Here is a 10,757-nt window from a genome sequence, read left to right on the forward strand (position 1 = left end):
CTCGGCCTCAGCCACTCCAAGCTGACCTACCATACGCCCGAGGCCCCCTCTGACGTACTGGCCAGCGTGCCAGCGGTATTCTGACGGCGGCTCAGCCCGCCGAAAGGCCGCCGTCAATCGACAGCACAGAGCCGGTCACGTAGCCGGCCTGGGGCGACAGCAGCCAGACAACCGCATCGGCGACCTCATCAGGCTGGCCGATGCGGCCCATCGGCACCATGGCGTCCATCGCGTGGGCATCGCCGTTCATCACGCGCAGGAAGTTGGGTGTTTCGGTCCCACCCGGAGCGACCGCGTTGATGCGGATTCCGTCCGCCGCACATTCGAGCGCGACCGATTTGGTCAGTCCGACGACCGCGAACTTGCTGGCCGCATAATAGGCGATTCCGCCCATGCCCTTGAGCCCGAAGATCGAGGCATTGTTGACGATCGCCCCGCCGCCCTGCCGCCGCATCTGCGCCACCTGGTATTTCACACACCAATAGACCGAGCGGAAATTGAGATCGATGTAATAGTCTTCCTCATCCTCGCCGACCTGCTCGATCGGCGCGGGATCGCCATGTCCGCCCGCATTGTTGAAGGCAAGGTTCAGCGCGCCCAATTCCTTGACCGCCGCATCGACCGCAGCGCGCACTCCCGCGCGCTGGGAGACGTCGGCCGGATAGGCGATTGCCTTGCCGCCGAGCGCCGCAATTTCCGCCGCCACGGCCTCAAGCGGCTCTGCCCGCCTGCCCACCAGCAGCACCCGCGCCCCGGCGCGCGCCATGGCCAAGGCGGCGGCGCGGCCCATGCCCGAGCCGGCCCCGGTAACCATCGCCGCCTGCCCGGCAAGGGTAAGTTCGCTCATTTCGCGAAGCTGTCCTTGTAGGTATCGCGCAGCACGTTCTTCAGGATCTTGCCCATCGCATTGCGCGGGAATTCATCCAGTACGTGGACTGCCTTGGGCTGTTTGAAGCGGGCCAGCTTCTCACCGATCTGCGCGTCCATCGCGGCCATGGCGAAGGCATCGCCCTCGGTCGTGATCGCGGCCATCACCGCCTCGCCGAAATCGGGATGCGGCACGCCGAACACGGCTACGTCCTGCACGCCGGGCACTTCGGCCAGCAGCATCTCGATCTCGGCGGGATAGACGTTGTAGCCGCCCGAAATGATCAGGTCTTTCGAGCGGCCGGCGATGGTCACCCGGCCGGTCTCGTCCTTGAAGCCGGTATCACCGGTGCGGAAGAAGCCATCGGGATAGAAGCTCTCGGCCGTCGCCTCGGCCCGGCGCCAGTAACCGGCGCACAGGTTCGGACCCTTCATTTCGATTTCGCCCACTTCCCCGGCAGGCAGTTCGGCGCGATTGCCATCGACGATCCGCACCGATACGCCAGGCAGCGGATAGCCGACCGTGCCCGGGATCCGGCCCGACTGCTCATAGGGATTGGACGTGATCATCACCGTCTCGGTCATGCCGTAGCGCTCAAGGATGCGGTGCCCGGTGCGGTCCTCGAAGGCAGCAAAGACCGAGGGCAGCAGCGGCGCGGAGCCGCTGATGAACAGGCGGATGCCCGCGCTCGCCGCGCGGGTGAAGTCCGCGCTTTCGAGGAGACGGGTATAGAAGGTCGGCACGCCCATGAAGACGGTGGCCTCAGCCAGTTGGGCAATCACCTTGCCCGCATCGAACTTGGGCAGCATCCGAAGCGTCGCCGCGCTGTAAAGCCCGAGGTGCAGCGCCACGAACAGACCGTGGGCGTGGAACAGCGGCAGGCAGTGCAGGATCGTGTCTGCGTCGCTGAAGTGCCAGGCCTCGAACAGGGCGGCCACGTTGCTGCCAAGGTTGCCGTGGGTCAGCATCGCGCCCTTGGGGCGCCCCGTGGTGCCCGAAGTGAACAGGATCGCGGCAAGATCGTCGATGCCCATCGGTTCGACTGCAAGATCGGGCTCAAGGCCAGCCGCAAGCTCGCTCAGCGAACCGGTGCCGTCGGGATTGAGCGTTGCGCGCACTGCACGATCGCTTCCGGCAGGCGGCACCGCAGTTTTTTCGGCATGGACCAGCAGGACCGGATCCGCGTCTTCAACCAGTAGCGCCACTTCGGCGGCGGTATAGGCCGCGTTCATCGGCACAAAGATCGCACCCGATGCCAACACGGCCAGATAGGTGAAGACGAAGGCTGGTGAGTTCTCGGTCTTCACCATCACCCGCTCACCGCGCGTCACGCCAAGCTGTGCCAGCGCCGCGCGGTACCGGCCGACATGGGCGGGCAGTTCGGCAAAGGTGCAAACGGTCTGGTCGTTCCAGACGATTGCGGGCTTCGCGCCGTGTCCCGCTTCGCGCGCGTAGAAGATATCAACGATGTTGTCCGACATGCTCTCGGCCTTTGCAGTCTGTCGCCTTGCGGCTGGTCAAGCAGCCCATAGACACGGGTCCCGGTCACTTCAAAACCGCGCTCTCACTATCCGCGAACCGCGCGCCTTGCGTCACAAAAAAGCGAAGGCTGCCCGGCACACCGGACAGCCCTCCCTTCGCGGCACTGGTCAAGCTCAGAACTTGACCGAGGCCGTGAACGACCATTCGCGGCCGCGGTTGTAGACGCCTTCGAACGCCTGGATCGCATCCACCAGGATGCCCGAAAGCAGGTAGCGCTTGTCGCCGATGTTCTTCACCGTCAGCGCGAAGGTGTAGGTATCGTCAGACGAAGTCCAACCCAGGCTGGCATTGTAGAGGTGATAGCCCGGCTGGGCGATCTGGGCGGTGTTGAAGGTGTTGTTGTAGAACTTGCTGCGCCATGACCAGTCGACGTGCGGGCGCAGGGTCGATCCGCCCGGCAGTTCGAACTCATAGGTGATCGCCGCCGAGGCGGTCCACTTCGAGACGCGCTCGAACATGTTGTTCGGATTGATGTAGGTCGTCGCCTGGTCGATGTTCTTGTAGGACGCGTCGGTCAGGCCCAGCGTGCCTTCGATCAACAGACCCGGCAGGGGGCGCAGCTGGCCTTCGGCCTCGAAGCCCTTGATCGAGGCGCTGGCCGCGTTGCGGAACACCGGGGCGACGCTGGTGAAGACCTGGACCTGCAGGTCCTTGTAGTCGGTGTAATACCCCGCAAGGTTCAGGGTCACCAGGCGGTCGGGCGTCTGGAACTTCACGCCGCCTTCATAGACGTCGACCTTTTCCGGGTTGAACGAGGGGATCGCGGCGACCGGATCGGTGATCGGCGTGGTCACCCCCGGAATGATCGGCGGAAACACGCGCTGGCTGAAGCCGCCCGACTTGAACCCGCGCGACCAGGTGACATAGGTCATCAGCGAAGGGGTCGGCTGGTAGGCCAGGTTCACCATCGGGGTCACTTCGCTGAAGCTGACCTTCGCCTCGACATCGGGCAGCACGCGGGTGCCGGCATCGAAGATCGGCGAATTGAACGGCGCGCCAAGGAAGGCGGCGCGGTTTTCGATGATGTACTGGTCCGGGTGGAACGCCTTGCGATCATGCGTCCAGCGCAGACCCGCGGTGAGCTTCAGGGTATCGGTCAGTTCGTAGGTGCCCTGCCCGAACGCGGCAAAGCTTTCGTTGCGGAACGCGCCGCCCGACTGGAATTCCGAAATCGTGAACAGCAGGCGGTTCACGTTGACGCCCGATTCCTTGAAGTAATAGCCGCCGAGGATCCAGTTCAGCTTGCCGTCGAAGCTCTTGCCCAGAAGCTGCACTTCCTGGCTGAACTGCTCCTGCTTGATGCTGTCATAGAACTGCGCGATCACCACCGGCGAACCATCGCCGTCGCGGGCGAAGGTGCCGTCAAGCTTGCGATAGGCGGTGATGCTCTTGAGATCGAGGTCATCGGTCAATGCGACCGTGTTGACCATGCTGACGCCCCAGATATCCGAATTGGAATAGGACGGCGCGGTGCCGGCGTTGGCATCGGGGCCAAGCACGTAGCGGTTGTCATAGCAGCCCGCGACCGCGAGGTTGAGCGGCGCGGCGGCCGTCGCGCAGGGCACGAGACCGCCGCCAGCCATGACATTGGCGATGGTATTGGAAATATCGGCAAAGGGCGGGGTCGCAGGATCGGTGGTCTTGCCATAGTTGATCCCGATCAGCGACATCGCCGGGCCGTTTTCGCGGGCGGTAGTGCCATCGAAGCCAAGATCGACCGTCCAGCTATCGCTCGGCTTGATGCGCAGCGCGGCGCGGCCGGCAAAGCGGTTTGAATTGCCCAGCATCTTGCCGTCGAAAGTGCGGCGGACATAGCCGTCCTGCCCGAAATATCCGACCGAGACGCGCAGCGCGACCGCATCGCTGAACGGCAGGTTGGCCGTACCCTTGACCACGGTGAGGTTGTCGCTCCCGTAGGTGACCGAGGCATTGGCGGCGAGGGTCTGGTCCGGCGCGCGGGTGGTGATCGAGATCGCCCCGCCGATCGTGTTGCGCCCGAACAGCGTTCCCTGCGGCCCGCGCAACACTTCGATGCGCTCGAAATCGACCAGATCGAGGATCGCGCCAACCGAGCGCGCGACATAGACGCCATCGACATAGACGCCGACGCCGGGTTCGACGGTCGGCACGAAATCCTGCTGGCCGACGCCGCGGATATAGATCGAGGCGCTGTTGCTCGCCCCGCTGAACGAGGGGTTGTTCTGCAGCGTCATGTTGGGGGTCAGCTGGGCGAGGCCATCGGTGCTCTGGATGCCGCGCGCTTCAAGCGCCTTGTCGGAAAAGGCCGTAATTGAAATTGGCGTGTCCTGAAGGGATTCCTCGCGCTTGCGCGCCGTGACCGTGATGACTTCGTCGAGCGCCGAAACCTGCGGTGTGCCGTCAGCCTGTTCCTGCGCCAGAACCGGCGCGGAAGAAAGCAGCGCAGCGGCGGCCGAACCGAACAGAAATGCGCTTTTGAGCCCGCGCACAGCGCGGACGCGTTGAATAACCAGCATTGGATAACTCCCCATAGCGTTTGGATTATTCCGGCCGAACCTGCTTCCCTTAGGCCCGGCCGAAGAGAGAATCAGGCAGCGATCCCGGCGCGGGCCGCGAGGAATTCCTCTGCGGCAACCGCATCGTAGTACCAGGGCGCGATCGACTTCGGATCGTTGAAGCTGTTGGCCATCAGATGCGCGAGTTCCGCGTCCGTTTCGGCGGTCTTCAGGATCCGCATCATGTGTTCGGGCGGCACACCCAGCGTCTGGTTGGTGTAGGCGACCGGGAACCGGGCATAGTCCCAGTATTCCTCGAACACGGCGTTCATCCACGCCTCGTCGAACGGCGCATCGCCGCGCGCGTTGATCGCGTCGAGATAGATTTTCGCGCCCTTCGAGGCGTTGTTCGAACCCTGTCCGGTGAGCGGATCGTTGAGGCAGACCACATCCGCGAGGCCAAAGACCTTGGCCCCGCTCGGCAGGGTGGCAACCGGATACTTCGTCGTGGGTGTGATCCGCCCGCGCAGCACGGCCTTGTCGTCGGTCAGTTCCAGATGCCCATCGATGCGTTCGGCCTCGATCGGGAAAAAGGTGCGCAGCAGGTGCTCGCTCACCTCAAGGTGCTCTTGCGGGGTCTTCACATCGCCCCACACGTCCATCGGGCCGCCCGGGATGGACTCGATCGTGAAGATCTCGCACGGGCCGCTCAGCGTCAGGCCGGGGAACGAGACGAACTCGCCGATGCCCGGATTGATGTTGATACAGATCGCCGGAACGCCGGGGCGCGGATTGAAGCGGTTGACGTAGGTCAGCGCCAGCACGCGCTGCGGCTGAGTCAACGGCGAGCGTTCGGGGTTGCGGGTAAAGAGCTGCCCGATCTCGCCCTTGCCCGAGGCGACGATCACCAGGTCGTGGCTCTTGGCCAGATCCTCAAGTTCGGGAACGCCGGCATCGACGATGCGCAGATCGCCGCCCAGTTCGACGAAACGGTCGATCCATACCGGCATCTTGACGCGCTGGTCGATCGACTGGCCGGGTTCGTCCATGGCGCCCTGCCAGTAGAGCGCGACATTACCGTCGCTATCGGCCACGCGCATCTGCGCCCCGGCATATTGCGGCGCGCTGTCCTGCCAGTAATCGATCCCGAGTTCGCGCTCGAGGCCCAGCGCCATGCCATACATCGACTGGCTGGAAATCACCGGCCCGGCCGCCATCTGCTCGCCGGTGCGGTTGGACAGCATCGTAACGTCATGACCGGACATGAGCAGCCCGATCCCGAGGTGCAGACCGGCCTGACCGGCCCCGACAATTGCAATCTTCGCCATCGCTTCCTCTTGCCGTGATTGGAATGCGACAAGGCTATGGCAGCGCGGCGATGGCTCAATCCGCTGGGCGCAGCGTTTGTCCAGTTTTGGCAAGCAGGTGCGGCGCCCCCCCGAATGGCGCCGCCATCAGTCTAATGCGTGCGCACCCGCTGCAGGGTCTCGCGCGGGGTTTCGCCGAAGCGTTCGCGGTAACTGGCGGCGAATCGGCCGAAGTGATCGAAGCCCCAGCCAAGCGCGACGCTGGTCACGCTGGTGCCCGGTGCGGCGCGCAGCAGGTCGGCGCGAGCACGCTCCAGCCGGATTTCGCGCAGCAGTTGCAGCGGAGTCAGGCCAAGGTGTTTGCGGAACTGGTCGTGCAGCGTGCGCAGCGGCACCCCGCTGATCTCGCACAGGTCGGCAAGGTCGATCGGCTCGTGCGCATGGGCCTCAAGATAGTCGCGCACCTTGCGCACCGCGAGCGGCGCGGCGCGGCGATCGTTATGTTCGAAAGCATCGATTCCGTCCGGGGTCTGCATCATCAGCAACGCCGACATGAAGCAGGTTTCAAGGTGTGCCTTGAACAGCGGCGGCAACTGATCGCCAGCGAATTTCGATACACTGGCGAGGCTGTCGAGCATCGAGCGCAGCGCAAGACCGGCGGTTTCATCAAGCGCGACGGAAGGGCGCATGGCCAGCGCCTTGCGCACCGGCTGGCCGGAGTAAAGTTCTGCGAATCTTTCAAAACTTGCGCGCTCATAGCGCAGCACCGTCTTCTGGCAATCGGCGCTCCAGTACATCCCGATCGGCTTTTCGGGGTTCTGGACCGAGGCGAAACCCGGCATGCACGGGTGCTGCGTGCCATCGACCGAAACCCAGGCCCGTCCCCGGCTCGGCACCTGGATCAGGTAGAACTGGTCAAGGCTGCCCGGGGTCACCAGCACGTCCGCGCCATAGGTGACTTCCGCGATCGTCAGGCCCCGGCATTCGAAGCGCCGGGTAAGCAGATCCAGATTGCTGCGGCGGTTGATCAGCTGCATCTGGTGCTCGCAGTACATCCGCCCGACGTGGGCGCGAACTTCGTCGAAATCGCGCGATTTGAACGCGCGCCCAGCCAGCGCCTCGGGCAGACCGGGCGCAAAACCGGCGAGGTTTCCGGCCAACTGACCTGAAGGTACCATAATGGTCACCGTGCAAAAACGGGGCGGCCCTTCCCCCGGCAGCCCTTCCGGATGGCAATTTCGACACAGTTCCGCGCGCAGGTCAACTGCACCACCCATTTGCGCGATCGGGATAGTCGGCTGCCGGGGCCGGCTTTTTGCGTCTGATTCTCACATCGTATGAACCGCGCGCAGTTCAGCCAGAGACCAACCGACCGGAGAGTAACAATGCCGCAGCGATTCAAGGATGCCATGCGCGAACTGGCGGGGGCGGTGACGATCATCACCGCCGGAACCGGCGCGGACGCCGCAGGCCTGACCGCAACGGCAGTCTGTTCGCTGTCGATGGAGCCGCCGCGCCTGCTGGTCTGCATCAATCGTTCGGGCGCCACATTTGCGGCGTTGCTGGCCAGCGGCGAATTCTGTGTCAACGTGCTGGATGCCAAGCAAGAGGGCCTGGCCGTCGAGTTTGCGGGGCGCACCGGCAAGAGCGGGGCCGACAAGTTTGCCGGGGCCGAATGGGAACGCAGCGAAGCGGCACCCCCGCGCGATCTCGGCGCACTCGCTGCCGTCCATTGCCGCGTCCACAGCATGACTATCCTTGGTACCCACGCGATCGTCATCGGCGATGTTGTGCAGACCCACCTCGGGGATCCGGGCGCGGCGCTGATCTATCGCGACCAGCGCTTTCTCAGCGCATAGGATTGCCGCCACCACCCGCAACGCCGCGCAGTTGCCGGATGATCCGACGCTGCTCGGCGGCATCAGGCACCCGGCCCAGCAGCGATAGCGACACCGCACCCAGCACCTGGCCATCCTCACCCGTAACCGGCACAGCCATGCAAAAGAGGTCATCCCTGATCTCGCGGCGATCGAAGCCGACTCCGCGCTGCCTTACGTCCTCAACTTCGCGCCGGATCGCCTCTGGATCGGTCAGAGTGTGCTGGGTCAGCGCCACGAACGGCCCGCACTCCAGATAGGCGTCGAGTTCCTCGAGAGGCAGCGCGGCAAGCAGAACCTTGCCCACGGCCGAGCAATAGGCTTCAAGCTGCATGCGCTCTTCGGTGAACAGGTCGGCTTCGACCCCGTGTTCCTTGACGAGGTAGGTAACCATCCCGTCTTCCAGCACGCCGAAGTGGGCAAAGGCCCCATATTGGCGGGCGAGACGGGCAAGCGGACCACGCATTGCCGCTCCCGGCATCACCGCATCGGCCAAGCGCGCGGCGGCTTGTCCCGCAATGAAATGTCCCTTGCGCAGCCGGGTCAGGAATCCCTCTTCCTCCAACGTCATGGCAAGACGATGGGCCGTTGCGAGCGGCAGGCCCTGCGACTGGGCAATATCCGACAAACTGGAACGCCCTTGATCAGCGACAATCGCGGCAAGCAGGCGCAGGCCCTTGGACAGGGTGGAGGCGGAGGGTGTGGCCATGCCCGACCTATCTTCCACAAACTCTCACATAGCAAGAGAACGTGACCCGGCCCGTAATGCCATCACCGGCGAATCGCGTTAGACCAATGGCCAAGGAGAGCATTCGATGTCCGCCAATCACGAAATCATCGCGCAGATGCTGCGCGCGGCCTATGCCCAAAGCCCGATCCCGCCGCTGCGCGGCTTCCTTGAGCCGACCGACGCCGCCGGGGCCTATGCCGTGCAGGCGATCAACACCCGGCTGTGGGAAGCGCAGGGCCGCCGCATCGTCGGCCGCAAGGCTGGCCTCACCGCCGAAGCCGTGCAGAAGCAGCTTGGCGTCGACCAGCCCGACTTCGGCGTATTGTTCGACGATATGCGCGTGGCCGACGGCGGCAATCTCGACCCTGCGCGCTGCAATCAGGCCAAGGCCGAGGCGGAAATCGCCTTCGTGCTGGGGGCCGATCTGCCCTCGCCGCAGTCCACTGCCGCCGATGTCGCTGCTGCCGTCGCCACGGTTCACGCCGCGATCGAGATCGTCGACAGCCGCATTGCCGACTGGAAGATCACCTTTGCCGATACCGTGGCCGACAATGGCTCGTCCGCCTTCTTCGTGCTGTCCGAGGCCGGACTGCCGCTGGACGGGCTGGACCTTCCCGGTGCCGCCATGACCATGAGCGTGAATGGCGAAGTCGCCTCCACCGGCAAGGGCGCGGCGGTGATGGGCAATCCGCTCAACGCCGCAGCCTGGCTCGCCCAGACCCTCGCGGCGGCGGGCGAACCGCTGAAAGCGGGCGACGTGCTGCTGGCCGGTGCGCTTGGCCCGATGGTGGCGCTGAACGCCGGCGATGAAGTGCGCACCGAAATCGCAGGAATCGGTTCCTGCTCGTTCAGTTTCAAGGGAGCCTGATATGTCCGGCAAGACCAAGGTAGCGATCATCGGTTCGGGCAACATCGGCACCGACCTGATGATCAAGGTGATGCGCCTGTCCAAGGTGCTGGAAATGGGCGTGATGGTGGGGATCGACCCGGTCTCCGACGGCCTTGCCCGCGCGGCCCGCATGGGCGTTGCCACCACCCACGAAGGGATCGACGGGCTGATCGCCATGCCCGAATTCGCCGACGTCGAAATCGTGTTCGACGCGACCAGTGCCGGGGCGCACAAGCGCAACAGCGAACTGGTGTTGGCGGCCGGCAAGCGGATGGTGGACCTCACCCCTGCCGCCATTGGCCCCTACGTGATCCCGCCGGTCAACGGCGAGGCCTGCCTCGATGCGAAGAACGTCAACATGGTGACCTGCGGCGGCCAGGCGACGATCCCGATCGTTGCGGCGGTAAACCGCGTGTCCAAGGTCCACTACGGTGAGATCGTCGCCTCGATTGCTTCGAAGAGCGCCGGTCCCGGCACCCGCGCCAACATCGACGAGTTCACCGAGACGACCAGCCAGGCGATCATGGACGTCGGCGGGGCAACGCGCGGCAAGGCGATCATCGTGCTCAACCCGGCCGAACCGCCGCTGATCATGCGCGATACGGTCTACTGCCTGTGCGACGATGCCGACCAGGACGCGATCCGGCAGTCGGTGCACGATATGGTTGCCGAAGTGCAATCATACGTCCCCGGCTACCGGCTGAAGCAGGCGGTGCAGTTCGAGCATATCGGCTCCAACCGCCCGCTGCGCATCCCGGAAATGGACGGCGAGTTTACCGGCCTCAAGGTCTCGGTGTTCCTCGAAGTCGAAGGCGCGGCGCATTACCTGCCCGCCTATGCCGGCAACCTTGACATCATGACCTCGGCAGCGATGAAGACCGCCGAGAAGATTGCAGCGCGCATGCACGAAGGAGCGGCGGCATGACTTTCGATCCCACCTCGCAGAAGCTCTATATCCAGGACGTCACCCTGCGCGACGGGATGCACGCGGTGCGTCACCAGTATGGCCTCGAACACGTCAAGGCGATCGCCAAGGCGCTCGACCGCGCGGGCGTCGATGCGATCGAGGT

9 protein-coding genes and 1 pseudogene are annotated in these 10,757 nt (G+C 64.5%); 4 read left to right on the forward strand and 6 right to left on the reverse strand.

Annotated elements, in window-relative coordinates:
- Positions 1-91 precede the first annotated feature (91 nt).
- The 5 genes from ACE3SN_RS13955 to ACE3SN_RS13975 form a co-directional block, all read right to left on the reverse strand.
- The gene (locus ACE3SN_RS13955; protein WP_374531002.1) at positions 92-847 is read right to left on the reverse strand and encodes an SDR family NAD(P)-dependent oxidoreductase; all 756 of its coding nucleotides are present in this window, start codon (positions 845-847) and stop codon (positions 92-94) included.
- Entirely contained in the window at positions 844-2,349 is a 1,506-nt protein-coding gene (locus ACE3SN_RS13960) for an AMP-binding protein (protein WP_374531004.1), read from the reverse strand. The genes ACE3SN_RS13955 and ACE3SN_RS13960 overlap by 4 nt, the downstream gene beginning before the upstream one ends.
- Positions 2,350-2,523: 174 nt before the next feature.
- Positions 2,524-4,905 carry a TonB-dependent receptor gene (locus tag ACE3SN_RS13965; RefSeq protein ID WP_374531006.1) on the reverse strand — a complete coding sequence of 794 codons (2,382 nt, stop codon included), beginning with the start codon at positions 4,903-4,905 and terminating at the stop codon, positions 2,524-2,526.
- Positions 4,906-4,976: 71 nt separating this feature from the next.
- Complete coding sequence (locus ACE3SN_RS13970; RefSeq protein WP_374531007.1) at positions 4,977-6,212, reverse strand: styrene monooxygenase/indole monooxygenase family protein; 1,236 nt, start codon at positions 6,210-6,212, stop codon at positions 4,977-4,979.
- Positions 6,213-6,343: 131 nt separating this feature from the next.
- The gene (locus tag ACE3SN_RS13975) at positions 6,344-7,369 is read right to left on the reverse strand and encodes an AraC family transcriptional regulator (protein WP_374531009.1); all 1,026 of its coding nucleotides are present in this window, start codon (positions 7,367-7,369) and stop codon (positions 6,344-6,346) included.
- 207 nt (positions 7,370-7,576) lie between these two features.
- On the opposite strand from ACE3SN_RS13975, the gene ACE3SN_RS13980 reads away from it, so the two are divergent.
- Entirely contained in the window at positions 7,577-8,050 is a 474-nt protein-coding gene (locus ACE3SN_RS13980) for a flavin reductase family protein (protein WP_374531011.1), read from the forward strand.
- Here ACE3SN_RS13980 and ACE3SN_RS13985 read toward each other — a convergent pair.
- Positions 8,040-8,777: an IclR family transcriptional regulator gene (locus ACE3SN_RS13985; protein ID WP_374531013.1), complete on the reverse strand. Its 738-nt coding sequence runs from the start codon at positions 8,775-8,777 to the stop codon at positions 8,040-8,042. The two genes, ACE3SN_RS13980 and ACE3SN_RS13985, sit on opposite strands and share 11 nt — an antisense overlap.
- A 106-nt stretch (positions 8,778-8,883) precedes the next feature.
- Between ACE3SN_RS13985 and ACE3SN_RS13990 the strand changes: the two genes are divergently transcribed.
- The 3 genes and pseudogenes from ACE3SN_RS13990 to ACE3SN_RS14000 form a co-directional block, all read left to right on the forward strand.
- The gene (locus ACE3SN_RS13990; protein ID WP_374531015.1) at positions 8,884-9,666 is read left to right on the forward strand and encodes a 2-keto-4-pentenoate hydratase; all 783 of its coding nucleotides are present in this window, start codon (positions 8,884-8,886) and stop codon (positions 9,664-9,666) included.
- A 1-nt stretch (position 9,667) separates the two neighbouring features.
- On the forward strand, positions 9,668-10,612 hold the full coding sequence (locus ACE3SN_RS13995) for an acetaldehyde dehydrogenase (acetylating) (RefSeq protein ID WP_374531017.1): 945 nt from the start codon (positions 9,668-9,670) through the stop codon (positions 10,610-10,612).
- Positions 10,609-10,757, forward strand: a pseudogene (locus ACE3SN_RS14000) (4-hydroxy-2-oxovalerate aldolase); the annotation flags it as partial. The gene ACE3SN_RS13995 and the pseudogene ACE3SN_RS14000, both read left to right, overlap by 4 nt.

Source organism: Novosphingobium sp., from assembly GCF_041915465.1.
Lineage (GTDB): Bacteria > Pseudomonadota > Alphaproteobacteria > Sphingomonadales > Sphingomonadaceae > Novosphingobium.

Bases quoted from the DNA above. Each gene is read 5' to 3' on its own strand.
- ACE3SN_RS13955 (WP_374531002.1), bottom strand. From the start codon at position 847: ATGAGCGAACTTACCCTTGCCGGGCAGGCGGCGATGGTTACCGGGGCC.
- ACE3SN_RS13960 (WP_374531004.1), bottom strand. From the start codon at position 2,349: ATGTCGGACAACATCGTTGATATCTTCTACGCGCGCGAAGCGGGACAC.
- ACE3SN_RS13965 (WP_374531006.1), bottom strand. From the start codon at position 4,905: ATGCTGGTTATTCAACGCGTCCGCGCTGTGCGCGGGCTCAAAAGCGCA.
- ACE3SN_RS13970 (WP_374531007.1), bottom strand. From the start codon at position 6,212: ATGGCGAAGATTGCAATTGTCGGGGCCGGTCAGGCCGGTCTGCACCTC.
- ACE3SN_RS13975 (WP_374531009.1), bottom strand. From the start codon at position 7,369: ATGGTACCTTCAGGTCAGTTGGCCGGAAACCTCGCCGGTTTTGCGCCC.
- ACE3SN_RS13980 (WP_374531011.1), top strand. From the start codon at position 7,577: ATGCCGCAGCGATTCAAGGATGCCATGCGCGAACTGGCGGGGGCGGTG.
- ACE3SN_RS13985 (WP_374531013.1), bottom strand. From the start codon at position 8,777: ATGGCCACACCCTCCGCCTCCACCCTGTCCAAGGGCCTGCGCCTGCTT.
- ACE3SN_RS13990 (WP_374531015.1), top strand. From the start codon at position 8,884: ATGTCCGCCAATCACGAAATCATCGCGCAGATGCTGCGCGCGGCCTAT.
- ACE3SN_RS13995 (WP_374531017.1), top strand. From the start codon at position 9,668: ATGTCCGGCAAGACCAAGGTAGCGATCATCGGTTCGGGCAACATCGGC.